Source organism: Serratia sp. PAMC26656 (genome assembly GCF_016469055.2).
Classification (GTDB): domain Bacteria; phylum Pseudomonadota; class Gammaproteobacteria; order Enterobacterales; family Enterobacteriaceae; genus Serratia; species Serratia plymuthica.
Genome location: NZ_CP150486.1, coordinates 5,047,754 through 5,070,770, shown reverse-complemented (window position 1 = coordinate 5,070,770; position 23,017 = coordinate 5,047,754). Strand labels below are relative to the sequence as shown.

Below are 23,017 nucleotides of genomic sequence, written 5' to 3'. Positions count from 1 at the left end.
TCGCCGGGATTTTTTACCTGTCACTCAGCAACCCGGATCACCAGTTGCCCGTGCTCAACACAATGGTAAATGGCGTATCAGCCCCAAATCCCGCCTCTTCCAGCCAGTCACCCATCAGGTGCAGGCTGGGTAAACGGGATGAGAAAACGCACGTCGGGGCTTGTACCTCCGTACATCATAATGCACTGGTAAAAATGGGTTGTAACCTACTGACTGTACAGGGGAAATAATGTTCACTGGCTGGCTTCGCAACGGATAAAGTTGTTGTGGAGAATAACCATTTAAGCCTGCCAAACGGCATGATGAACAGTGGTCAGGCAGCATCTACGTTGGGGCAATTTATGGCGCAAAACGATGCAACAGCTGCAGAAATAGCCCAGGCGCAAAGCGATCTGGCGAAAGGGTTGGGAACTGGCGCACCACAACCAAGGATAGAGCGGGTAATCTAACAGGGAACTACAAACCTAATCCTGAAACTAAAACCGTATATGATCCAAAGGTATATACCAATAAAGTAATGCTAGACCTTGGTCAACAGGCAGCGATGGTAGGTTATAAGGATGCTATAGCAAAAGGACAGCAAGCATATGACGCTACGGCTGGCGGTGTAACATTTAGGGTCTATCTTGATAAAAAAATAGGTAGAGTCACTAACTTCCATCCAAAATAGGATTTAATAGGTGAAATTTTTATTTGATTTACCTTATATAAAATCTGACCACTATTTGGTCATAAAAAGCTATTTTGATCTCATGTATAACGATGATCTTTTTTTAAATGCTGTTGAAAGCATAATAAAAAACATTCATTCATGAGAGATGGCGTCTATTGTTTTTTTCCTGATATGAGTAGTTACGATGAAAGTGAGAATTTTGAAGGTGTGGAATTTGCTGTCGGATATCCCCCTTCAGAAGTGGATACAATCAATGTCAGCGAAGAAATTTGTTATCACTATGTTCGACTGGCATGCGAAAGGTATTTAAAAATCTACCCTGAAGATGCAGAAAAGGTGAACAGTTTACTGGCTAAACTTCCAGACTGATAAAAAAGATCCCGGCCAACAGGTCGGGATCTTTACTTTTATGTCCTGAAAACGTCCTTTTCTCGCCGCCGTAACCGGATCACACCGGGGGCGGCGGTGATCTCCAGTTGCTCCGAGTCAGTAATCCCAGACTCGCTTACGGCCATCAGCGCGGCGCTGGCGGGGCTCAGCGGCGGTGATATCGGGGCGGCAGCGGGTGGTGCGCTGGCACCGTATCTGGCGAAGGAAATCAAAAGCCGGACGGAGGGCAACACGGCGGCGAACGCGGCAGCGCATGCGGTGGCGGGAGCCCTGGTGGCACTGGTGTCGGGCAATAACGTGGCGGCGGGAGCTGCAGGTGCGGCGAGCGGTGAACTGGCTGCTAAAATCATCAGCGAGCAGTATTATGGTAAGGCACCGTCGGCGCTGACGGAGGCCGAGAAACAAAACGTCAGCGCGCTGAGCCAACTGGCGGCAGGACTTGCAGGCGGACTGATAGCGGACAGCACGGCTGGCGCCGTGGGCGGTAGCGTGGCCGGTAAGACGGCGGTGGAGAATAACTTCTTAAGCTCTAAAGATGTACTGAATCTGCATAAAGAGCTTGAAGAGGCGGATAAAACCGGTGCTGACAAACAGGATATTTACGAGAAATATGCTGAGGTCAGCAAGAAAAACCATGAAGAGGCGGTAGCTGAAGGGTGTTCCGGTAATCCGTTCTGTGCCAATGGGGCATTGTCAGAAGCGAGTGCAGGTTCAGATATTGCGAATAGCCTGAAACGCCTGCCGCTGTTCTCCGACTTGAGCAGTGACGACCTGGCGCAGCTTGACCGGTTCGTACTGGCGGAAAATGAAGGCAGCGCCAGAGCGATTTACCAAGCGATGCCAGACTATGTGAAGGTGGCGCTGAATGGTAAGGAAGCCGTAGAGGCGATAGGGCTGGGAGCTGCGGTTGGTGGTAAGGCTTTGGCGGCGCTCGGGGTTATAGGTAAAGTTGGTAAACAGCCTTATGAACCTAATCAGGGTTCGGTTGGAAATATGAGTGAATTCCTTAAGCAACCGGGTTTTGGTAGCCAGATAAAAAATACTACCCAAAAATCAAGCCAGCAATATCAGGGGCAAAGCGTATATAAAGCAACGGGTGATATTGGCGAGTATATTAAGAAAGGCGATCAATTCTATCTAGATGGACAGCATAAAAACCACTTGGAAGTTTTTGATAAAAGAGGAAGCTTTAGAGCTGTTTTAAATCTTGATGGGTCTATAAATCAGGCTAAAACTGAAGCAGCTAAGGGAAGGGAACTATAGATGACAATGCGCAGGTTAGCGTTAAGCAATAAAAAATTACGGGGGGTTCCTCGTAGATTACGTTCATTGAAAAAGTGGTCGGAATCATATGAATCTCACTTCCCTGATATTCAGGAAAGTGATTACTCCTACGGTTACTGGAATGTGAAGATTCCTGTTCATCTGGCCTTGGTTCAAGGAAAACAAACGAATAGAAATATTCAATCCTTCTGTGCTCAAGCTTTGATAGATGCTGCTTATAATATTTATCGAGCTAAGTGGGGTAATAGAAGTAATATAAGAGTAACTTGCTGCATTGTTCTGCCTGATATGTTTTCAAGTGAATTATGCTTATTCACTTCTGAGGAGTGCTTCAATGAGCATACGCAGGTAGGAAATGGTTTTTTTGGTCAGATGAGTTTATTGAGTGATCGTAGCCTTATCAAAGAATGGAATCTAAAGTTACCAAATGGTTTTTCAGAGTTAGGAGTCCTCAGAGTAAGTGAGAATGATGAAGGTGAACTTTATCATTCTGAACATTGGTATATTGGTGAAGTGAATAAAAGCTGAAAATTTATTAAATTAGTATGAAATCCCCCGGATACTGGTCGGGGGATTTGCTTTTAAGCCCTAAAAAACCTCCATATTTCGCTGCTGCAACCGAATAACTCCCGCTCCAGCGGATAAAAGCCGCCTTGACACCGGCACGCTGGGTTTCAGCGATATCCATAACCAGGCGGACTTTAAGGCCGAACATCAGGGCGGCAGTCTCAGCAGCGGTGGCCCGGTGGGGTCGGACTTGCTGACCAACCTTGCGGGCGCAGCGCTCTCCGGTGCGGGTAATAAGGGGCACGCAGAAGGCACCACGCAGGCGGCGGTGTCGGGCGGTAGCGTGGTCATTCGGGACACGGCGAATCAGCAGCAGGATGTCAATCAACTGAGCCGGGATACCGATAACGCCAACGGCAGCATCGGGCCAATCTTCGACAAGGAGAAAGAGCAGAACCGGCTGAAGCAGGCGCAGCTTATCGGCGAGATAGGCGGGCAGGCGATGGATGTTATCCGCACGCAGGGCGACATCAATGGGTTGCAGACGGCGAAAGCGAAGTATCCGGGGCTGGATGCGAAAGCGTTGCGCGAAACGCCGGAATACAAAGCGGAGATGCAGAAATACGGCACCGGCAGCGACCTGCAGAAGGCGGCACAGGCGGTGACCGGGGCGCTGCAGGGGCTGGCGGGCAACAATCTGGCGGGGGCGTTGGCGGGTGGTGCCGCGCCGTATCTGGCGACGGAAATCAAGACGCGGGTCGGTGAAGCGAACCCGGCAGCCAACGCGATGGCGCATGCGGTGCTGGGTGCGATAACGGCGGAGCTGAACCACCAGCCGGGTGTCGCCGGTGCAGTGGGTGCCGGCGGCGGTGAACTGGCGGCACGGGTGATAGCCGGCGAGCTGTTCCCGGGACGCAAAGTTGGCGGGCTGAGTGAAAGCGAGAAACAGCAGGTCAGCGTGCTGAGCCAACTGGCAGCAGGGCTGGCGGGTGGCGTGGCGACAGGGAATACAGCCGGTGTGGTGACCGGTTCTCAGGCCGGGAAGAATGCGGTTGAGAATAATGCGCTGAGTAGCCTTGGAGACATATTTGGTAGCCAAGGTGCGAAATATTTTGAAGGGGTAGGGTCGTTGGAAAGGGAGCTTTCAACCGATAACACGTTGACTGCGCAAGAAAAACAAGCTATTCGGGACCATTATTTGAAAGGAGATTTGCCAGAGGATGTAGTTAAAGCGATTCTGGAAAATACCCCAGCATCAGATACTGTGATGGCATTGCTTCAGGCAGAATCTACCAAAGAATACGCTCTGGCGTTATTGAGTTCTTTACCCGCAGAACGAGCAATTGCTGTTCTGGGTAAAACTGCGAATACATTAATAAAGTCTTCAGTTGTCGATAAAATCCTTGATGCTCAACGCGTTGGTAGTGGTCTTAAACCAGATCCTGGCCATCGTGGCGCTAGCTATTTAAGCCGAGAGCAATTAATGGCTGGTGAGGTATTCGCCATTACCGGTGGGGATGGTGTAAAGCGTTCACTATTGCAGACTAAAGGAGCCTTTAATGGCAAGGATGGAGTTTTTGAGTATATTTATGATAAGACAGGGAATGTGACGCACCAACGCTTTATTGAAGGCGTTGACATAACAGGAAAACCAAACCAAAAAGCACCGAAGGTGAAATAATATGGATATGCTTTCAATATCATATGAATTTATTTGTAGTCACATTAAATTTTCATGGTTTGATATTAAATGGGGCTATGAAAAGAAATTAATCGGATGGTATTCGATTGTAAAACATGCAGAATATTTGGTGTCATTAGGTGAGGCGTCACAGCTAGAACTTGAGTTGTCTTTTAAGAGTAAAATGGATACTCATGAGATAAAATTAATTTTAGATGATTTATCAATGTGTTGTGCAAATTCTGATGAGTCTGTAACCCAAGAAAAATGGCTTTTTATTATACTGCTATGGTTATTTGCCAATCGTAATAACTACTCAGAACCATTAAAAATGGTTGAGGCTATTTACGAGGATTTTGATTACCCTGAGGCGATTGAAAGCTTTGTTTCATATATGCCTGTCAGTGATGGCTATGATCCTAGTGTTCATAGCCATAGAGAAAATACTGAGCGATTATTTAGAAACTGGCAAACTTATTTAGATCAAGAGTCGATTAAATTTAAGCAATAAAAGTAAGATCCCGGCTTTGTGCCGGGATCTTTGCTTCTACGCCCTAAATCCTCCCACTTCCCGCCGCTGCAACCGAATAACTCCGGGCGCTGCGGTGATCTCTAATTGTTCGGCGCCAGTAATGCCGGATTCGATCAACCAGTCTCCACCAATCACCAGCTCGCCATTCTGCCGTATCCAGTCCGCGCCAAGATCAGGGCTGTGCTGGCTGGCCTCGCAGAGTGCCTCCCAGATGGCGTCATCGGTGACGACGGTGATCCACAATCCATCCGGCCGCAGTGTGAGTTGTAACGGTTCACCAAGTCCAAAACCCAGCTCGGCCAGTTCAATGCCTGCGATCGTCAGTTCTGGAATAGGCTCTGGGGTAAAAGAGATGTTCATGCTGCGCCCTCCGTCGCCGGTGCGATGCGGATGATTAACTGGCCCGGTTCGGTGATCACCTCGATCTTCTGTCCGGTGGTAAAACCGAGCGGCACCAGCCATTGGCCGGTGAGGGTGAGTTGCGGCGGTGGGTTGGGCCTGCTGCCGTTGGGGCGGTAAAGGGTTTGATATCAACGTCGGCAAACACACTCAGCTTAACGGCGGGGTGATTGCCTCGACGGCAGACAGCATCAGGAACCAGCTGTCGACCGATACGCTGGGCTGAGATGCCATCGATAACAAGGCGGAGTACAAGGCCTGCCGCCGTTGGATCGGTAGCCGTCATGCAAGCCCAGCACTCTAAACCCGCACTTCCCCAATCCTCTCCAGCGCATCCACCACCAAATCCCAGAACCTGTCTTGATCCAGCGTTACCGCGACCTGCGTGTGGCAATCCGGCGGCGGCGGGGCGCGAAAATCGGCCACGGTCATGCCCAGCGTTAGGGTGCCGGTCAGTTCGATATCCACCGGCACCTTACGCACCGTCATCACTTCAGGGTCGATTACGTAGGCCACCGCGCAAGGATCATGTACCGGTGGTGCGCTAAAGCCCTGCGCCTGTTGGTACATCTTGCCGAAGAACGCGAGCAGCTCGCCGACGAATTTCGCCGGCCCGGTACCGATGGCGGCAATGCGTTCGCACACCTCCGGCGTGGCGAGCGCCTGATGGGTCAGGTCCAGCCCGACCATGGTCAGCGGCCACTTTTCATTAAACACGATGTGCGCCGCTTCAGGGTCGATCTTGATATTGAATTCCGCCACCGCGCTCCAGTTGCCCACGTGATAGCCGCCGCCCATCAGCACCACTTCCTTTACCCGCTCGGCGATACGCGGTTCTTTGCGCACCGCCATGGCAATGTTGGTCAGGCCGCCGGTCGGCACCAGCGTCACGCTGCCTGGCGGATGCGCCATCAGCGTATCGATGATCAAGTCCACCGCATGGCGCGGCTCCAGCGTCAGGGTCGGCTCCGGCAGCGCCGGACCATCAAGGCCAGACTCACCGTGAATATCGGGTGCTACCTCAATCTGCCGCACCAGCGGGCGCGGGCAGCCGGCGGCAAAGGGGACGCCGGTAATATTGGCGATACGCGCAACGGCCAGTGCGTTGCGGGTGACTTTATCCAGCGTCTGGTTGCCGACCACGGTGGTGACCGCCAGCAGTTCGATCTGCGGGTTGCCCCAGGCCAGCAACATGGCGATCGCATCGTCATGCCCAGGGTCACAGTCCAGTATGATTTTTTTCATTTTTATTCCTGATGCAGAGGAGAGGTGCCCGCAGCATAGCGCAGCGGTGCAGAGCGGAGTAATGCCAATGGTGCTTTTGTTAATCGCATCAAAGCATTGCCAATGTTGCGGTGTAATTAAACGTAAATCCCCGCGCCGGCGCTTTACCCTGGAGTGGAGTCCATGGTTTACATTGCTGCTTAGTGCAACACAGAAAGGGGAGATCATGACAAAGAACGGATGGGCGCTGGCAGCCGTGCTGGCGGCAATGGGGTTATGGACGCTGCTGGCCTGGGGCGTCTCCGGCGTGCTGGGTTGGTTACCTGCACTGGTGGGCTTGGCGGAAAACGGCTCGGCGCAGTTGGCACCCCAGTTTACCGGCTTGCTCAGCCTGGTGCCGCAGGCGCTGGTAGAGGGCTGGTTACCGATGCTGCAGGAGCTGGGGCGTTGGTTGGCCGGCTCTTTCCCGCAGTTGCTCACCTGGGCGGGCTACGCCGTTTGGTTAATCTGGGGGCTGGGCATGCTGGCGCTGTTGCTGCTTGGTGCCCTGGCGCGCCGTTTTCTGATCAGCGGTAGCCCTGATAGACTTCCGCCACGCGCTTGAAGTACTCCGTCAGGTAGTCGATGCACACCTGCACCTTAAGCGGCAGCTTGTCTTTCTCGGTGTACAGGGCGTATACCGGGCGAGGATCCGAGTGATAGCTTTTGAACAGGATCTCGATCTCACCGCGTTTGATCTCTTCGATCACCCACATCAGCGGTGCATAGGCGATGCCTGCCCCGGCTTTCAGCCAGCGGATCATGGTTTGCGAATCGTTGGTGACAAAGCGCCCTTGCGGCGAGATGCGCGTAGTGATGCCTTCGGGGGCTATCAGTTCGAATTCGCTGTCCGGCCGCACGCTGTATTCCAACCAGGAAAAGTTGACCATGTCGCTGGGCTTCTGCGGCGTGCCGTGCTGGCTGAGGTAATTTTTCGCGGCGCATATCACCATCGGCATTGAACCGAGGCGTTTGGAGAACAGGCTGGAATCTTGCAGCGCGCCGGTGCGGATCACCACATCCAGCCCATCGGCAATCAGATCCGGCGCCGGAATGCCGGTCACCAGGTTCACCGTCAGGCCGGGATATTCCTTCAGCATATCGGCGGTCATGGTCGCCAGCACGTTTTGCGCCATGGTGGACGAACTGCCGATACGCAGCGTGCCGGTCGGCGTATTGTTGAACGCGTACAGCTGCTCGTGCACCTCGCTCACTTCCTGCAGCATGCGGCGGCAGCCCTGATAGTAAATTTTCCCGGCTTCCGTCAGGCCAATGCGGCGCGTGCTGCGGTTGAGCAGCTTGACCTGCAGCTCATTCTCCAGTTTGGAGACGGTCTGGCTGATAGACGAAACGCTCATATCAAGCTGGCGCGCAGCCGCCGTAAACGACCCGCATTCAACGACTTTTGCGAACACCGACATCCGTTTTAGTCTTTCCATTATTCACTCTGGCTTAAAAGTGATTTAGATCACAGATTGTTGATAGGTTGATAGTAAGCACGCTAATATAAACCGGTCGGGTGGAAAGACCTTACCAACGCGTGAGTGCGGTCGGCAGAGCAGCTTTGGCCGATCCCTCCGATATCCTCGCAATCCCTATCGCGGATGTATGCCCCTGAGTTTATCCTTTTTTCAGGTTCCTGACCTGTCTGGGCCGAAATTTGTGGTGCGCGTCAGCTAACATGTAAAGAGAATGTGAATGAGAAGAAAGGGTAACGCCCGGTGCAGTGAACAATAAGGAAAAATGGATGAGTTTGCTTCCGGTTATGGTCATCTTCGGACTGTCGTTTCCCCCGGTATTTTTTGAGTTGCTGGTATCGCTGGCGCTGTTTTTCTTGCTGCGCCGCCTGCTGCAACCCACCGGGATTTACGATTTTGTCTGGCATCCGGCGCTGTTTAATACTGCGCTGTATTGCTGTCTGTTCTATCTGATTTCACGTCTTTTCGTTTGAGGTCGCTGTGAAAAATTTCTCAATAAAAATAGTTCGAATCGCGATCACTTTGTTTCTGGTCCTGTTAGCGATCGTCGCCATATTCAAAGCCTGGGTGTTTTACACCGAATCCCCCTGGACGCGTGACGCCAAGTTTACCGCCGACGTAGTGGCGATAGCGCCGGACGTCACCGGCCTGCTGACCGACGTGCCGGTTGTGGATAACCAACTGGTGAAAAAAGGGCAGGTGCTATTCGTTATCGACCGGCCGCGCTATGAGCAGGCCTTGGCGGAAGCCAGCGCCGACGTTGCCTATTATCAGACGCTGGCGGCGGAGAAAAAACGTGAAGCCGGCCGTCGCGTGCGTTTGGGCGTACAGGCGATGTCGCAAGAAGAGATCGACCAGGCGAACAACGTGCTGCAAACCGTGCAGCATCAGTTGGCGAAAGCCGCGGCGACCCGCGAGTTGGCGCAGCTGGATCTGGAGCGCACCACGGTGCGTGCGCCGGCCGACGGCTGGGTCACCAACCTGAACGTCCACAGCGGTGAATACATTACCCGCGGCTCGGTTGCTGTGGCACTGGTGAAGAAAAACACTTTCTACATTCTGGCCTATCTGGAAGAAACCAAGCTGAATGGCCTGAACAAGGGCGACCGCGTGGAAATCACCCCGCTGGGCAGCAACCGCATCATGCACGGCACCGTCGATAGCGTGGCCGCCGCCGTTAACAACAGCAGCAGCACCGTGAACAGCAAAGGGTTGGCGTCTATCGACAGCAACCTGGAGTGGGTGCGCCTGGCGCAGCGCGTGCCGGTTAAAATTCTGCTGGACGACAAAGACCAGTTGCATCCGTACCCGGCCGGTACCACCGCGACCGTGGTGATCACCGGCAAGAACGATCGCAAGGCCGACAGCGGCTCGCCTTTTGTTCGTTTGATGCATCGGCTACGTGAGTTTGGCTAATGAATAGCCCAACGTTTATTCGGCTGAGATTTGCTTTCAAGCTCAGCTTCGCGATTGTGTTTGCCCTGTTTGTCGGTTTTCATCTCAATTTGGAAACCCCGCGGTGGTCGGCGATGACCGCCGCCATCGTGGCCGCCGGCCCGGCCTTTGCGGCGGGCGGCGAGCCATTCTCCGGCGCCATTCGCCACCGCGGCTGGTTGCGCATCATCGGTACTTTTATCGGCTGTTTCGTCGGTCTGGTAATTATCGTCACCACCGCGCGTGCGCCGGTGGTGATGTTGCTGCTGTGCTGCATGTGGGCCGGGGTTTGCACCTGGATCTCTTCGCTGATCAAGGTTGAAAACTCCTACGCCTGGGGGCTTGCCGGCTATACCGCGCTGATCATCATCGTCACTGTCGCTACCAGCGAAGCCCATCTGCTGGAGGCGCCGCAGTTCGCCATTGAACGTTGCAGCGAGATTGTGCTGGGGATCGTCAGCGCGGTGCTGGCGGACCTGTTGTTCTCGCCACGTTCGATCAAACTGGATATCGACCGGGCGGTAGACAAGCTGCTGGTGGATCAGTATCTGCTGATGCAGATGTGCGTCAGTAACGCCGAGAAAGAAGACATTGACCGCGCCTGGAGCAATCTGGTCAAAAGCACTACCGCGCTGAACGGCATGCGCAGCAACCTGATGATGGAGTCATCGCGCTGGCAGAAGGTCAACCGGCGCGTTCGGGCGCTGCATACTCTGTCGTTGACGCTGATTACTCAGGCTTGCGAGACCTATCTTATCCTGCTGAATCACCCGGATGCGGTGAAGGACAATATCCGCGAACTGCTGATGGTGCCGGCGGAAACGCCGCAGGAGATCCACAAGCGCATGAAGCTGCTGCGCCAGGTGCTGACCACCAACCGCACCGACGAGACGCTGCTGACTATCACCAGTTGGGTCGGCGCGGCCACGCGTTACCTGCTGTTGGCCAAAGGCGTGCATACCAACAGCAGCATCAGCGCAGTGGAAGAAGACGTGCTGAGCAGTGAAGTGGTGGTCAAACCGACCTCAGCGGAAGGGCATCACGCCATGATTAACGGCCTGCGCACCTTTGTGGCGACGGCGTTTGGCAGCCTGTTGTGGCTGTGGACCGGCTGGACTTCCGGCAGCGGTTTTATGGTGATCATTGCGGTGATTACGTCGCTGGCGATGCGCACCCCGGCACCGCGCATGGTGGCGATGGATTTTGTGCTGGGCATGCTGGCAGCGATCCCGGTCGGTTCGCTGTTCTTTATGGTGATCCTGCCGGCGACCCAGCAGAGTATTTTATTGCTGTGCCTCAGCCTTGGCCTGCTGGCGTTTTTCATCGGCATCGAGGTGCAAAAACGGCGGCTGGGTTCGCTCGGCCTGCTGGCGGGGACCATCAATATTCTGGTGTTGAGCAACCCGATGACCTTTAACGTCACCCAGTTCCTCGATGGCGCGCTCGGCCAGTTCCTCGGCAGCTGTGTGGGGTTGATGGTGCTGCTCTTGATCCGTGACAACTCGCGTGAACGCACCGGCCGCACGCTGCTGAACCAGTTTGTCGGCAGCGCGGTCTCGGCGCTGACCACCAAGGCGTCGCGCCGTCGGCAGAACCATCTGCCGGCGCTTTATCAGCAGCTTAATCAACTGTTGATGATGTTCCCGAACGACATCGCCAAGTACCGGCTGGCGCTGAACCTGATCATCGCTCACCAGCGCATGCAGCGGGCGGAAATTCCGGCCAGCGAGGAGCTTTCGGCCTTCCATAAGCAGATCCGCAATACTGCCGACCACGTGGTTTCGGCCAAGAATGACGTGAAACGTGCCTACTATTACGATCGGCTGCTGAGCGAGATGAACGACTATCAGCAGAAGCTGGTGGACTATCAGGCACCGCTCAGCGTCACCGGTCCGGTAAAACGCCTGGCCGACATGTTGCACCGCTATCGCCATGCGTTGATCGACTGATGCGCTAAGGGCCCCTGATGCCGCTATCCGGGGCTATACTTGCCTGATATAGCCTTGTTTCGGAGTTGCACTGAGTGTCAGGCATACGGGAAAATGGCATGATAAGCATGAATGGGTGATGCGGATTGTTGAGGCATGGGTTCCCTGAAGTGAAAATGTTACCTGCCGGTCATCTCTGATTCATTTTTTTCATCTATAAATCCAACGGGCATGGGTACTGATGTACCCCTGTCGGCACTCAGTCAGGGACAGTAATGAACAAGCGGATCCTCGTGGCGATCGTCATCGCCGTTGTGATAGCCGGTTTTAGCGCTTTGCGCGGTAACGATCGGGTGATTGCCAACGTGCCTGCGGTGGCCGAAGGCCAGAGCATTGACCAACTGACGCAGCAAAAAAGGGTGGTGAGCTACCTGCAGCAGCATCAGCGGCTGCCGGACTATTACATCACCAAAAAGCAGGCGCGTGAGCAGGGGTGGGATGCGCGCAACGGCAACCTGTGTTCGGTTTTGCCGGGCAAAGCGATTGGCGGCGATCGTTTCTCAAACCGTGAAGGGCAACTGCCCACCGCCCGCAGCCGGGTATGGCGCGAGGCGGACATTAATTATCAATGCGGCCGGCGCGGGGCCGATCGCCTGTTGTATTCCAGCGACGGCCTGATTTTTGTCACGCGTGACCATTATAAAAACTTCATTCGGGTGGAGTGAGTTTGATGGCAAAAGTAGAGTTCGATTTTAATCAGATCCACGATTTGCCGGCGTTCTATCGCGATTTTGCGCATAAGTTTGCGCTCGATGAAGCGTTCGGCGCCAATCTGGACGCGTTGTGGGACGTGGTGACCGTCGATATCGGGTTGCCGGTCGAGATTGAGTTTACCCATCTCGATGCCCGTAGCAAACGCCGCTTCGGCGCGATTATCCTGCTGTTTGAAGAGGCGGAGGAAGAGCTGGAAGGCAGCCTGCGTTTCAATATTCGCGAAAGCAGCGGTGAACCTGCACATCACCGGGGATGAAACGGGTTCATCCCATGGTGACGGCGACGATCATTCGGCGGTCTCGGCCAGATCGCGCAGGTATTGGAAGATTTGACGGTAGGCTTTCGGCGGCTTGTTAGCGGCCTTCTCTTTCTGCGCGTTACGCACCAGTGCGCGCAATTGCTGGCGATCGGCTTCCGGGTACAGGGCCAGGATAGACGGGATCGCGTCATCGCCTTCTTCCACCAAACGGTCACGCAGCGCTTCCAACTTGTGGAACAGCGAAACCTGCTGGTTGTGGCGGTTCTTCAGCTTGTCGAGCGCGGTTTGAATCGGCTCTACGTCGCGGGCGCGCAGCATCTTGCCAATCAGTTGCAACTGACGGCGGCGGCCTTCTTTCTTGATCTTCTGCGCCAGTTCAATGGCGGCGCGCAAATCTTCGTCCAGCGGGATGCGTTCCAGCGCGTTCTTACCCAGTTCGACCAGCTCGGTCCCCAGGTCTTTTAGTGCTTCGGCATCACGTTTAATTTCACTTTTACTGACCCAGATAATCTCGTCATCGTCCTCGTCTTTGTTCTCCGGGACATCGTCGAGCCAGTCTTCAGGCTGTTTGTTCATGGTAGGCTCCGATAAAAAGAGGCTAATCCTAACAGGTTGCCGGCTTTATGCGAAATTCCACGCGGTTCCTGTTAGACTCAAAAACATAAATCACATGATTTTTGCGCGTGACTCCGCGCGCAACCACGCCGCCACGGCACTTTTCTCAACGATTTTCTGATTAATTATGGCAGATTGATGAAAGTAGTCACTCAAGTTGCAGAACAGCGCAAGACGCTGGAACAGGCCGTTTCACAGGCTCTGGAACTGGCGCGCGCCGGTTCCGATGCGGCAGAAGTTGCCGTAACCAAATCTACCGGTATCAGCGTCAGCACCCGCTTTGGCGAGGTGGAAAACGTCGAGTTCAACAGCGATGGCGCGTTGGGTATTACCGTGTATCACCAGCAGCGTAAAGGCAGCGCTTCTTCAACCGATCTCAGCCCGGACGCCATTGCCCGCACCGTGCAGGCTGCGCTGGATATCGCCCGGTATACTTCTGCGGATCCAAACGCCGGCCCGGCGGAAAAAGACCTGCTGGCGTTTGAGGCGCCGGATTTGGATCTGTTCCACCCTGCGGAGCTGGACGCGGAGCGAGGCATCGAGCTGGCTGCCCGCGCCGAGCAGGCATCGCTGGCGGCGGACAAACGCATCACCAATACCGAAGGCGGCAGCTTTAACAGCCACTACGGCATCAAGGTATTCGGCAACAGCCACGGCATGTTGCAAAGCTACTGTTCAAGCCGCCATTCGCTGTCGAGCTGCGTGATCGCCGAACACAATGGCGACATGGAGCGTGACTACGCCTATACCATTGGCCGCGCCATGGGCGATTTGGCAAGCCCTGAATGGGTGGGTGAAGAGTGCGCCCGTCGCACCTTGTCGCGCCTGGCGCCGCGCAAGCTGTCAACCATGACCGCCCCGGTGCTGTTCGCTTCTGAAGTGGCGACCGGTCTGTTCGGGCACCTGGTTGGTGCCATCAGCGGCAGCAGCGTTTACCGTAAATCCACCTTCCTGCTGGACTCGCTGGGCAAGCAGATCCTGCCGGACTGGCTGACCATCGAAGAGCACCCGCACCTGCTGAAAGGGCTGGCTTCCACGCCGTTCGACAGCGAAGGCGTGCGTACCCAGCGGCGTGACATTGTCAAAGACGGCGTGCTGCAAACCTGGCTGCTGACCAGCTACGCGGCGCGCAAGTTGGGCATGCACAGCACCGGCCATGCCGGCGGTATCCACAACTGGCGCATTGCCGGACAGGGCCACGACTTTGCCGGTATGTTGAAGCAACTGGGCACCGGTCTGGTGGTCACCGAGTTGATGGGCCAGGGCGTTAGCGGCATCACCGGCGACTACTCGCGCGGCGCCGCCGGTTTCTGGGTAGAAAATGGCGAGATCCAGTACCCGGTCAGCGAGATCACCATCGCCGGTAACCTGAAAGACATGCTGCGCAACATCGTCAGCGTGGGCAGCGATATCGAAACCCGCAGCAATATCCAGTGCGGTTCCGTACTGCTGCCGGACATGAAAATCGCCGGCCAGTAATACCGGTCAAGGCTGGCCGCTCCGGTTGCCAGCCTCTCCCCTTTCCCCCGTTATAACCTTGCTTACAAATCTCTTGTTCCGGTTTTCAGCGCCTTTGCCTATGTTTAGGTTGAACAAAAGCTTATACCCTATGAATGTCGAGTGGCGGCCAACAACGCTGCCGCTTGAAAGGCGACGGGTAGATAAAATAATAACTGGAAGGTGAGTAAGCATGTCGAACAAACTGAAAGCATTGATGGCGCTGGCGCTGCTGGGAGCCAGTTCATTGGCGGTCGCAGCCGATCTGGCTGATGATATGGACACCATCGCCGGCAATTACAAAACGGTGCTGAGCACGGACTCAACGGACACTCTGAAGCAGAGCCTGCAGAACATGCGCGCCGCCGCGCTGGATGCGAAGCAATCCACGCCGCCGAAGCTGGAGGATAAAGCGGCCGACAGCCCGGAGATAAAAGATTTTCAGCATGGGCTGGACCAGCTTATCGGCCAGATAGACCAATCGCTGGCGCTGGCCAATCAAGGCAAGCTGGCTGAGGCCAAGCAGATCGCCCAGGGATTCAAGCAGACCCGCGACGTTAACCACAAGAAGTTCCGCTAAGCCTTTTCGCGCCGTTCCGATCCCAGATAGCAGGACGGCGCCTGTCCCAACACGCGGCGAAACATGGTGGCAAAAGCCGCGCTGCTCTCATACCCCAACTCCAGAGCGACCTGCGTTACGCTGCTGCCTTCCGCCAACTGAGCCAGCGCCAGTACTACGCAGGCCCGTTGTCGCCATTGTGAAAATGACATCCCCGTTTGTGCGCGAAAGAATCGGCTGAAGGTGCGGATGCTCATGTACAGGCGCGTGGCCCATTCCTGCGGCGAATCGTGCGCGTTGGGCTGAAGCAGGAACAGCTGGCACAGCTCACCCAGCCGCCGATCGGCGGGAAGGGGGATGTGCAGCGGCAGGGATTGCAGTTGGGCAAGCTCGTGAAGCAGCAGGAAAACCAGCGCGCCGTCGCGGCCGTCCGGATCGTACTCCAGCGGCATATCCACCGCCGCCATCAAGAGTTGGCGCATCAGCGGCGTAACGCTGACCACCTGACAAACCTGCGACTGAGAGGCCAGCAGTGCGGCCGGTTCAATGTACAGGCTGCGGGTGGTGACGCCGACCATTCTCACTTCATGCGGCATCTGCGGCGGCAGCCACACCGCCCGCTGCGGCGGCACAATCCAGTTCCCCTTGTGGGTAAATACGTGCATTACGCCGGTGGCGCCATAGAGCAACTGAGCACGGCGGTGGCTGTGCATGGGCAGTAAATGACCCGACGGGTAGTCGGTGCCGATGGCAATCACCGACCTTGGCACGTGATCGATGTCATCAATGCGTACGTTGCGCATAATCCTTATCGGAGCAGTTTGGCCGAAATGCAATGATAGTTGGCCTTTCATGTAAAGCAAGCCACTGGTCATAGCTCTACTATCAGGGCAGAAAAATAACGCTGCCTTGGTGGCGAAGTATTTTTATTGTTGATTACCCCCTTTTTAATTTAAACGCCGGGGCCGGGCGGGTTATCTCGTCTGCATCATACAAGAAGTTAATAAGGAATTATTTTATTCCAACACCTGAAGCAATAGTTCTTCTTTTAATGCTGTAACTATAAGGTGATATTTCATGTATAAGATCGGTGTGATTGGCGGTGGAGCAGCAGGTATTTCTTTCGCTTATAATTTTATCAAGAATAAGTCTGTTAATAATTGCACTAAGCCTCTTTCCCTGAAGGTGTTTGACAAGCAGGGGTTCAATGGCGGTATGGCCTACAGCAGCGATTTTGACAGCCATATTTTAAATATGGCGCCAGAGAATATGTCGGCGGATATTTTTGACAGCGCACATTTTTCCGATTGGATCACGACGCATTTTCGGCGATACAGTAAAGACCGTTATCCACCCCGCTGGCTTTATAAAGAGTATCTCGATTTTATTCGCGACAGGGCGGTGTTTATGGCGGCTGCCAGCAACGTCACGCTGAATTTCGTGACCGCGGAAGTTGAGGAGATAGGTTCGCACCCTGGAGGATATCTGCTGACAACGGCCTGCGGGGCCGCGGAACAGATGAATGCGGTAGTGCTGTGCTCGGGGCATAACGAGCCGGCGAGCCTCTACCCGGTTGACGGGGTGATTGCCTATCAGGCCAATCGGGATTTGCCTGCCATCAATCCTGCATCGGCAGTCGGCGTGATTGGCTGTAGCCTGACGGCGATCGACGCCATTATCGAGCTGATTGAGCGGGTGGGAGCGAGCAATATTTCCGCCCTGTCGCGTTCCGGGCTTTTCCCCAGCGTGCAGCCTGCGTTGATGCGCGCGCCACCGCCAGAATTCAGGCAGCGGCTGAGCCGTTTTGTCGCCGACAACAGCTATATTGATGCGCACCAGTGGGTTCAGGTGATTAACGCGGCGCTCGAAGAATATTACCCAGGTCAGGAACGGCTAACGGTGCTGTCTGCAATGGGCGCTGCCAGGGATTGCTATCGCGACCTGGCCGAAAGCCTGGATCGGGCGCGCTTTGCCCGTGAGCATATCTGTAGCTATCTGGCGGCGATTCACCCGACCGTATGTGAAGCTTGGGTAAAAATGGATGAACATAACCGACAGATCTTCATGCGCTTCTATAACTCTTCCTGGATGCGCAATCGGCACGCCATGCCATTAAAAAATGCCTATAAAATGATTACGGCGCTAGAGAGTCAACGTCTGCGCGCCTTTGGTGGGGTGGTAAATATAGAAAAAGAGGGCCGGGGATTTAAAACTCTCTGCCATAATGCGGAGGTGCACAGCCAATATTTACTTAATTGCACCACGCCCTCATACCAGCTGAAGTTAAGTCGATTAAATAAAAACCTGCTTCAGGGCGGCCTGGTGCAGGAAAATATCTTCGGTGGCGTAAAATGCAATCCATTTACGTTGAAAGTATCGGATGAAAAAGGTAACGAGCAGGATCTTTATTCCCTTGGCGCTCCTGCCAAAGGCGACCTTTTTTATACTTCCGCGATGGAATCCATTACCCGGGATATCAGCAAAATAGTTTTCAATAACAGCATATTTAATGGAAATAAGGCGGAAGCATGAAAAACGTAGCGCTATTTGTTGGCAACGATATTTTTTCCTGGCTGGCCTGTCAGGATGTTATTAGCGCCTTAAACAAGGAATGCACCTTTAGGGTTTATTTTCCACTGGCGAAAGCCACCGGCCGGATGCAGGAGCCTGAAGTTCGCCAGCTTGCCTTGTATGAACGTGAAGTGCTGAATGACTTCGTTTTCCCCTTTGTCAGCGGAAATGCCGATGCCTGCGAGGGCGCTTACCAGCCGCCGCAGGTTTTCCTGGCCGGCGCAGGCGTCACGGCGCACCGTATTGCAGACATCAATGACGTCACTTTTATCAGCAGTCTGGGTAATATGGACGCGGTGGTTTCTTTGCGCTGCTACCAGAAATTTTCCGCGGATTACGTCCGGGCCTTCAGCCAGCGAGGCAAGCTGCTGTGGAATCTGCATCCGGGCGACTTGCCGCATTACCGTGGCGTGATGACGCTGTTTCGCGCCATGATGAACGGCGAGAAAAACGGCGCGTTAACGTTGCACGAGATGGATGAACACTGGGATGCCGGGCCGGTGCTTGCCCGCTTGCCGGTCGAATTGCGCTATGAGCTGTCGTTTTTGGAAAACATGATGCTGGCGGGCATGCGGTCCGGTGCCTTTTTAGCGGGGCAGCTAATGCGCGCGGGCGAACGCAAGTCGCTTATTGTCGAGCGGCAGGGTAATTACCGCTATTGGGGATTTCCTGATGCGCTGACTCTGGCGCAGGCGGCGGAAGCCGGGATTGAGCTTATCGATCATGATGCCATTCGCCGGCATTATCTGGCGCTGTTTGTCGGCGACGAGTTCCATCCACTTGCCGGCCAGTTCTCTGCCGGTTTCGACGATTTCATCCGGGCGCATGGCCATGTTTGAAACGTTGATTATTCTCGGTGCCGGTTTTATTACCGGCATCACCACCATCTTGTTCGGCTTTGGCGGCGGCTTTGTGGTGGTGCCCTTTGTCTATCACCTGGTGTCTTCCTCAGGCGAACAGCCGGGCCAGGCGATGCATATCGCCGTAGCGACCTCGACGGCGGTGATGATCCTCAATTCGGGTTACGCCACCCTAACCAACTGGCGTAGCGGCAACCTGCTGCGTGAAACCATCATCCCGCTGATCTTTTTCATCAGTATTGGCGCCGCACTGGGCGCTTTTGCCTCCACGCTGCTGGCGGACAATGTGGTCAGGCTGCTGTTCGTAATTTATATGCTGGTGACGATTGCGGATTGTCTGTTCAGGCAGGGTTTTTTGGTCAAACCGGCGCGCGCGGCGCTGTCAAAGATGACGTTGTGGGTCGGTGGCCCGCTGATTGGGGTGATCGCCACTATGCTCGGCGTGGGGGGCAGCGTAATGACGGTGCCTTTATTGCGTCGGCATGGCTATGAAATGAAGCACTGCGTCAGCGCGGCCAATCCCTTGTCGATTCCGGTCGCTGTCATCGGCGCACTGATGTATATCGGTTTGGGCTGGCAGGAAATGAGCGGGCCGCACTATCTCGGCTACGTAAACCTGACCATTCTTGGGCTGCTGGTGGCGGCCGGCATTGCGGGGATCGTCTTTGCCAAAAGGGCGTTGCCGAAGGTTAATGACAAGCTGCACGCCAGAGTTTACGTGTTGCTGCTGGTGGTGGTACTGATCGCCATCAGCCTGTAAGGCTCAGAAAGGGCGGCATGTTCACCGCCCTGAATTACCGCTTAGCGGTGGTATTCACCTGCCGCTTCCGGCTGGTACAGCAGTTCCAGCACTTCGATCCGCGCTTCTTCGCCGTTCGGCAACTGCCAGGTAATCTGGTTGCCTACATGCATGCCCAGCAGCGCTGCGCCCAGTGGGGCCATCACTGACAGCTGCTCGTGGCTGTCCTTCAGCGAGGCCGGGTACACCAGCGTGCGCACGTGCTCTTCTGCGGTATGCAGATCGCGGAAACGCACGCGGCTGTTCATGGTCACCACGTTGGCCGGGATCTGGGCCGGCGGCAGGATTTCGGCGCGATCCAGTTCGTCGTTCAGCGCGATGGCGACGTCGGTGTTGGCAAAGGCCGGTTGTTCCAATAGCGCATCCAGGCGTTCCGCATCCAGCTCATTAATAGTAATGATTGGTTTGGTCATTCCACTCTCCAGTCAAATCAAAGGGCGCCCGTTTTCGCGCCCATAAATTCGGAAAAACAGCACAAAAGCAACGCCCCCGCGCCAGAGGAGCGGGGGCGTTGCTGATGTCGAATTGTCTTACCGATAGTAGGCGGTTAAGCGGTGAAAAGAAAGAGATCCCGATCACGAAGCTTTTCACTGCGGCGGGGGGAACTGGAAACCCTTTGTGGCATTAACTTTTTGTAATGTCATTAAATTATCTTAAAAGCGCTTATTTTGCGAAATGGATCCCTGACAATCATTGAATTTCCACTTTAAACTGGAAAAAAAGCGGCTACACAGAAATTCTCCCCGGGGTTAGGGTAAGGCATCAAAGAAAGCGGGAAATACCCGTCGCCTTTCAAGCTGCAACGTTGTTGGCTGTTTGACAAGACTCACGAGCTGACCGCCTGGCTGCAACTTGAAATTCATAGGGTATATTCAAGTGATGCATTCTGCGACTTACGAATAATGTTGGAACCAGGGGTATTGAAAAGTGAATGAAGGATCTGTTGCGAGAGAAAAAAATGAACGGTCTGACCTCAGCGAGGCCGGGGCGATCACCGATAAGGTGTTGGCCGATATTACCGCCATGCTGAATGCAGAAAGCATTTATACCAATGCAGTACAGCAACAGATGCTGGAGTCGCATATTCGTGCCATGGTGCTGCGCTCAATGACCGGTGAACCTTTGCCGGAAGTCGATAAATCGCTTTTTGATGAGATTTCAGAGGAATCGATGCAAATGGCTGAGCGAGTTGTCGATAATTTTCCGGCTCTGCCGATCGAAGAAGCTTATTTACTTTCTGTGCATTTTGAAGTGGCAAAAGACAATAACCAATAGCGATTAACGCATTCATATCATCAGGAGAAAATACCATGGGTCAAATTACCGTAGTGATTGGCGATCGTTTGGGCAAAGGCCAGAAAGTCGGCCAAGGCATTGAAACAGCAGGCGGAAAAGCCATCGTTATCCCTGGCGTAGCGGCGGATATGAAGCTGGGCGACGTAATGAAAGCGGAAGGTGCGCAGTTGGGAATTTCTTTCTGCGGCAGCGGCGGCGCCGGGGCCATTACCGCGCAGACCAAATACGGCTACAAAGCAAAATACGGCATGCGCTCCATTGATGAAGGCGTGACGGCAATCAACGAAGGTTACACCGTGTTAGGTTTTGGCTTTATGGATAAAGAAGAATTGGGCCAAAAACTGGTGGAAGCCTACATCAAAAAACATGGCAACCCGTAATGAAAGAACACTATACCACATCGGTAAAGGTGGAGGGCAAGGGTGACAGCAAAGCGAAAGCTTTTGCTTCCGCCTTGGCTAATGTGCAGGGCACGGTATTAAAATCCACCAGCAATATTCTGCTGCGCATTGAACCGCAGGATGTCAGCGTATTAAAAGCGGAAGAGAAAATAACAAAAGAGAAATTTCTCTTTTTCTTTTTACCGCGAGAAAGAAAAACCTACACCGTGACTCTGGAAATAACCGTGAACGTGACAATGATTAATACAGAAAAGGTTGTCTTCGTCACGAAATAAAAACGTTAGCATAAATCAAAGGGTATACTGATGTTTTTAATCATCTTATTTAAGTCGCTTATTATTGGCGGACTGGTGGGGGTTGGCGTAGGGGCCGGCGCCGCACGCATGTTCCATGCTCCGACGACGCAGGGCATGGGCGCCTTCCGCACCTTGGGCGAGCTGAATTCCTGCGAAGGCGATCCGGCTTCCCACTTCTCATTCGGCCTGGGTTTCTTCTTCAACGCCTGGGCGTCTTCCGTGGCGGCGGGGGCCTTCACGCAGGACGTTGACCACCGCATCATCCCTCATTGGGGCGCGGCAGCGTTGATGGTCAAGAACCGCAACCTGGCGCAAACGCTGCATGACCCGAAAAAAATGGCTATCGCCTGCGGCGTTATCGGCATGCTGGTGGTGGCGTTCCTCAATACCACCGCTTCCGCAGTGCCCGCTGCATTGCAGGTTACGGCAATCAAAGTGCTGGTGCCGGCGGCCAACCTGCTGGTGAATACCGTGATGCCGGTGATCTTCTGGCTGGCGGCGATCGACGCCGGGCGTCGCTCCGGTTTCTGGGGCACCATTTTCGGCGGCCTGGCGCAGCTGATCATGGGCAACGCCGTGCCGGGTCTGGTGCTGGGCATCCTGATCGGTAAAGGGGTGGAAGAGAGCGGCTGGAACAAAATCACCAAGATCATGATGGCGGTGATCGTGCTGCTGTTCGTGCTGAGCGGTTTCTTCCGCGGCTTCGACATGAAAGTTCTCGAGTCCTTCAGCCTCGGCGTGCCGGGTTGGCTGGACACTATTCACAACACCCTGAGCGGTAAATAAGGAGCGGGATGATGGAAGAACAAACCCAAAAAGGCTTCTGGTACGCCGACTGGTCATTCCCGATTTTTGTTGGCCTGCTCTCGTCCGGCGTGTTCGCCGGGACGCACATGTACTACCTGTATGGCATCGGCGCGTTTAACGAGGTGGCCTTCGTTTCCATGCTGCGCGCCGGGATGGACACCGGCGTTTATGGCGCGGTGGCGGCATTCGGCGCCAGCTTCCTGTTTGCGCGCATCATTGAAGGTTCGCTGGTGGGCATTCTGGACATCGGCGGCGCGATCCAGACTGGTGTGGGGCTGGGCGTTCCGGCGCTGCTGCTGGGCGCGGGGATTATCTTCCCGGTCGCCAACTTTGCCGCCTCGCTGGTGACCGGTCTGGTGATTGGCCTGGCGATTGGCTACCTGATCATTCTGGCGCGTAAATTTACCATCAACCAGAGCAATTCCACCTACGGCGCAGACGTGATGATGGGGGCAGGTAACTCCTCCGGCCGCTTCCTGGGGCCATTGATCATCCTGTCGGCGATGACCGCATCCATTCCGATTGGCGTAGGTTCGCTGCTTGGCGCGCTGCTGTTCTATATCTGGGGCAAGCCAATCACTGGCGGGGCGATCCTTGGTGCAATGCTGTTAGGGGCCATTTTCCCTGTCGCCATTGCTTAATCACCGTTCCAGAGCCGTGTGTGTGATAGTGGGGGCGGTGCGCCGCCCCCTGCTGGAAAAGGAGTAGCGCAGT

The 23,017-nt window shown here is 54.5% G+C and carries 30 protein-coding genes and 2 pseudogenes; 23 read left to right on the top strand and 9 right to left on the bottom strand.

The genetic code is table 11. The annotated features are described in order from the left end of the window. Window positions 1-37: 37 nt before the first annotated feature. Window positions 38-115: a hypothetical protein gene (locus JEM67_RS24795; RefSeq protein ID WP_338423674.1), complete on the bottom strand. Its 78-nt coding sequence runs from the start codon at window positions 113-115 to the stop codon at window positions 38-40. Between the two features lie 151 nt (window positions 116-266). On the opposite strand from JEM67_RS24795, the gene JEM67_RS24790 reads away from it, so the two are divergent. From JEM67_RS24790 to JEM67_RS24775, 4 genes are all read left to right on the top strand, one after another. After that, a complete protein-coding gene (locus JEM67_RS24790; RefSeq protein WP_199635699.1) occupies window positions 267-449 on the top strand; it encodes a hypothetical protein in 183 nt (60 codons plus the stop codon). A 362-nt stretch (window positions 450-811) separates the two neighbouring features. Next, on the top strand, window positions 812-1,042 hold the full coding sequence (gene cdiI, locus JEM67_RS24785; RefSeq protein WP_370576142.1) for a ribonuclease toxin immunity protein CdiI: 231 nt from the start codon (window positions 812-814) through the stop codon (window positions 1,040-1,042). 96 nt (window positions 1,043-1,138) lie between these two features. Next, window positions 1,139-2,326 (top strand): VENN motif pre-toxin domain-containing protein, encoded by a 1,188-nt coding sequence (locus JEM67_RS24780; RefSeq protein ID WP_199635700.1) that lies wholly within the window; start codon window positions 1,139-1,141, stop codon window positions 2,324-2,326. After that, a complete protein-coding gene (locus JEM67_RS24775; RefSeq protein ID WP_199635701.1) occupies window positions 2,327-2,875 on the top strand; it encodes a DUF3916 domain-containing protein in 549 nt (182 codons plus the stop codon). Window positions 2,876-2,882: 7 nt separating this feature from the next. Here JEM67_RS24775 and JEM67_RS24770 read toward each other — a convergent pair whose 3' ends face one another. Then, complete coding sequence (locus JEM67_RS24770; RefSeq protein ID WP_199635702.1) at window positions 2,883-3,062, bottom strand: hypothetical protein; 180 nt, start codon at window positions 3,060-3,062, stop codon at window positions 2,883-2,885. On the opposite strand from JEM67_RS24770, the pseudogene JEM67_RS24765 reads away from it, so the two are divergent. Then, window positions 2,979-4,535 (top strand): annotated as a pseudogene (locus JEM67_RS24765) (VENN motif pre-toxin domain-containing protein); the annotation flags it as partial. The gene JEM67_RS24770 and the pseudogene JEM67_RS24765 sit on opposite strands and share 84 nt — an antisense overlap. Window position 4,536: 1 nt before the next feature. Then, on the top strand, window positions 4,537-5,046 hold the full coding sequence (locus JEM67_RS24760; protein ID WP_199635703.1) for a DUF2247 family protein: 510 nt from the start codon (window positions 4,537-4,539) through the stop codon (window positions 5,044-5,046). Window positions 5,047-5,082: 36 nt separating this feature from the next. Here the strand turns inward: JEM67_RS24760 and JEM67_RS24755 are convergent, their stop codons facing one another. Beyond that, window positions 5,083-5,427: a hypothetical protein gene (locus tag JEM67_RS24755; protein WP_126485544.1), complete on the bottom strand. Its 345-nt coding sequence runs from the start codon at window positions 5,425-5,427 to the stop codon at window positions 5,083-5,085. Continuing rightward, a pseudogene (locus tag JEM67_RS24750) lies at window positions 5,424-5,585 on the bottom strand (SymE family type I addiction module toxin); the annotation flags it as partial. The pseudogene JEM67_RS24750 and the gene JEM67_RS24755, both read right to left, overlap by 4 nt. On the opposite strand from JEM67_RS24750, the gene JEM67_RS24745 reads away from it, so the two are divergent. Then, window positions 5,555-5,692 (top strand): hypothetical protein, encoded by a 138-nt coding sequence (locus JEM67_RS24745; RefSeq protein WP_199635704.1) that lies wholly within the window; start codon window positions 5,555-5,557, stop codon window positions 5,690-5,692. The pseudogene JEM67_RS24750 and the gene JEM67_RS24745 overlap by 31 nt on opposite strands. Window positions 5,693-5,766: 74 nt before the next feature. Here the strand turns inward: JEM67_RS24745 and JEM67_RS24740 are convergent, their stop codons facing one another. Beyond that, window positions 5,767-6,711 carry a nucleoside hydrolase gene (locus tag JEM67_RS24740; protein WP_013814700.1) on the bottom strand — a complete coding sequence of 315 codons (945 nt, stop codon included), beginning with the start codon at window positions 6,709-6,711 and terminating at the stop codon, window positions 5,767-5,769. A 205-nt stretch (window positions 6,712-6,916) separates the two neighbouring features. Here JEM67_RS24740 and JEM67_RS24735 point away from each other — a divergent pair, with 205 nt between their 5' ends. Beyond that, window positions 6,917-7,294 (top strand): hypothetical protein, encoded by a 378-nt coding sequence (locus tag JEM67_RS24735; RefSeq protein ID WP_126528822.1) that lies wholly within the window; start codon window positions 6,917-6,919, stop codon window positions 7,292-7,294. On the opposite strand, the gene aaeR is transcribed toward JEM67_RS24735, so the two are convergent. Next, window positions 7,257-8,168, bottom strand: coding sequence for an HTH-type transcriptional activator AaeR (gene aaeR, locus JEM67_RS24730; RefSeq protein ID WP_013814698.1), 912 nt, complete (start codon window positions 8,166-8,168; stop codon window positions 7,257-7,259). The genes JEM67_RS24735 and aaeR overlap by 38 nt on opposite strands. Window positions 8,169-8,476: 308 nt before the next feature. Here aaeR and aaeX point away from each other — a divergent pair, with 308 nt between their 5' ends. From aaeX to JEM67_RS24705, 5 genes are all read left to right on the top strand, one after another. Continuing rightward, a complete protein-coding gene (gene aaeX, locus JEM67_RS24725; RefSeq protein WP_004948617.1) occupies window positions 8,477-8,680 on the top strand; it encodes a p-hydroxybenzoic acid efflux pump operon protein AaeX in 204 nt (67 codons plus the stop codon). A 7-nt stretch (window positions 8,681-8,687) separates the two neighbouring features. Further along, window positions 8,688-9,623, top strand: a complete 936-nt coding sequence (gene aaeA / locus JEM67_RS24720) for a p-hydroxybenzoic acid efflux pump subunit AaeA (RefSeq protein WP_199635705.1) — start codon at window positions 8,688-8,690, stop codon at window positions 9,621-9,623. Then, window positions 9,623-11,590, top strand: coding sequence for a p-hydroxybenzoic acid efflux pump subunit AaeB (gene aaeB / locus JEM67_RS24715; protein WP_199635706.1), 1,968 nt, complete (start codon window positions 9,623-9,625; stop codon window positions 11,588-11,590). Before aaeA ends, aaeB begins: the two co-directional genes overlap by 1 nt. 254 nt (window positions 11,591-11,844) lie before the next feature. Further along, window positions 11,845-12,294 carry a ribonuclease gene (locus JEM67_RS24710; protein ID WP_004948611.1) on the top strand — a complete coding sequence of 150 codons (450 nt, stop codon included), beginning with the start codon at window positions 11,845-11,847 and terminating at the stop codon, window positions 12,292-12,294. Between the two features lie 5 nt (window positions 12,295-12,299). Next, window positions 12,300-12,599 (top strand): barstar family protein, encoded by a 300-nt coding sequence (locus JEM67_RS24705; RefSeq protein WP_004948609.1) that lies wholly within the window; start codon window positions 12,300-12,302, stop codon window positions 12,597-12,599. 30 nt (window positions 12,600-12,629) lie between these two features. Here JEM67_RS24705 and yjgA read toward each other — a convergent pair whose 3' ends face one another. Beyond that, window positions 12,630-13,178, bottom strand: coding sequence for a ribosome biogenesis factor YjgA (gene yjgA / locus JEM67_RS24700; protein WP_004948607.1), 549 nt, complete (start codon window positions 13,176-13,178; stop codon window positions 12,630-12,632). Window positions 13,179-13,355: 177 nt separating this feature from the next. Here yjgA and pmbA point away from each other — a divergent pair, with 177 nt between their 5' ends. Together pmbA and cybC are read left to right on the top strand one after the other, a co-directional pair. Continuing rightward, a complete protein-coding gene (pmbA, locus tag JEM67_RS24695; protein ID WP_199635707.1) occupies window positions 13,356-14,696 on the top strand; it encodes a metalloprotease PmbA in 1,341 nt (446 codons plus the stop codon). Between the two features lie 211 nt (window positions 14,697-14,907). After that, on the top strand, window positions 14,908-15,294 hold the full coding sequence (gene cybC, locus JEM67_RS24690; RefSeq protein WP_013814694.1) for a cytochrome b562: 387 nt from the start codon (window positions 14,908-14,910) through the stop codon (window positions 15,292-15,294). Here the strand turns inward: cybC and JEM67_RS24685 are convergent. Beyond that, window positions 15,291-16,076, bottom strand: a complete 786-nt coding sequence (locus JEM67_RS24685) for an AraC family transcriptional regulator (RefSeq protein WP_199635708.1) — start codon at window positions 16,074-16,076, stop codon at window positions 15,291-15,293. The genes cybC and JEM67_RS24685 overlap by 4 nt on opposite strands. Window positions 16,077-16,350: 274 nt before the next feature. Between JEM67_RS24685 and JEM67_RS24680 the strand changes: the two genes are divergently transcribed. Genes JEM67_RS24680 through JEM67_RS24670 form a run of 3 tightly spaced genes read left to right on the top strand, consistent with a single transcriptional unit; the run spans window position 16,351 to window position 19,464 of the window. After that, a complete protein-coding gene (locus JEM67_RS24680; RefSeq protein ID WP_199635709.1) occupies window positions 16,351-17,805 on the top strand; it encodes an FAD/NAD(P)-binding protein in 1,455 nt (484 codons plus the stop codon). Further along, window positions 17,802-18,683 (top strand): formyltransferase family protein, encoded by an 882-nt coding sequence (locus JEM67_RS24675; protein WP_199635710.1) that lies wholly within the window; start codon window positions 17,802-17,804, stop codon window positions 18,681-18,683. Before JEM67_RS24680 ends, JEM67_RS24675 begins: the two co-directional genes overlap by 4 nt. Further along, a complete protein-coding gene (locus tag JEM67_RS24670) occupies window positions 18,676-19,464 on the top strand; it encodes a sulfite exporter TauE/SafE family protein (RefSeq protein ID WP_013814690.1) in 789 nt (262 codons plus the stop codon). Before JEM67_RS24675 ends, JEM67_RS24670 begins: the two co-directional genes overlap by 8 nt. Window positions 19,465-19,505: 41 nt before the next feature. On the opposite strand, the gene rnk is transcribed toward JEM67_RS24670, so the two are convergent. Then, window positions 19,506-19,916 (bottom strand): nucleoside diphosphate kinase regulator, encoded by a 411-nt coding sequence (rnk, locus tag JEM67_RS24665; RefSeq protein WP_013814689.1) that lies wholly within the window; start codon window positions 19,914-19,916, stop codon window positions 19,506-19,508. Window positions 19,917-20,430: 514 nt separating this feature from the next. Here rnk and JEM67_RS24660 point away from each other — a divergent pair. Genes JEM67_RS24660 through JEM67_RS24640 form a run of 5 tightly spaced genes read left to right on the top strand, consistent with a single transcriptional unit; the run spans window position 20,431 to window position 22,944 of the window. After that, window positions 20,431-20,778: a glycine dehydrogenase gene (locus JEM67_RS24660; protein WP_013814688.1), complete on the top strand. Its 348-nt coding sequence runs from the start codon at window positions 20,431-20,433 to the stop codon at window positions 20,776-20,778. Window positions 20,779-20,813: 35 nt separating this feature from the next. Next, complete coding sequence (locus tag JEM67_RS24655) at window positions 20,814-21,179, top strand: SFCGS family glycine-rich protein (protein ID WP_013814687.1); 366 nt, start codon at window positions 20,814-20,816, stop codon at window positions 21,177-21,179. Further along, complete coding sequence (locus JEM67_RS24650; RefSeq protein ID WP_004948579.1) at window positions 21,179-21,475, top strand: DUF4312 family protein; 297 nt, start codon at window positions 21,179-21,181, stop codon at window positions 21,473-21,475. The genes JEM67_RS24655 and JEM67_RS24650 overlap by 1 nt, the downstream gene beginning before the upstream one ends. Window positions 21,476-21,505: 30 nt before the next feature. Then, a complete protein-coding gene (locus tag JEM67_RS24645) occupies window positions 21,506-22,282 on the top strand; it encodes a DUF4311 domain-containing protein (protein WP_006317117.1) in 777 nt (258 codons plus the stop codon). A gap of 11 nt (window positions 22,283-22,293) precedes the next feature. Further along, the gene (locus tag JEM67_RS24640) at window positions 22,294-22,944 is read left to right on the top strand and encodes a DUF4310 family protein (RefSeq protein ID WP_006317116.1); all 651 of its coding nucleotides are present in this window, start codon (window positions 22,294-22,296) and stop codon (window positions 22,942-22,944) included. Window positions 22,945-23,017: the final 73 nt, after the last annotated feature.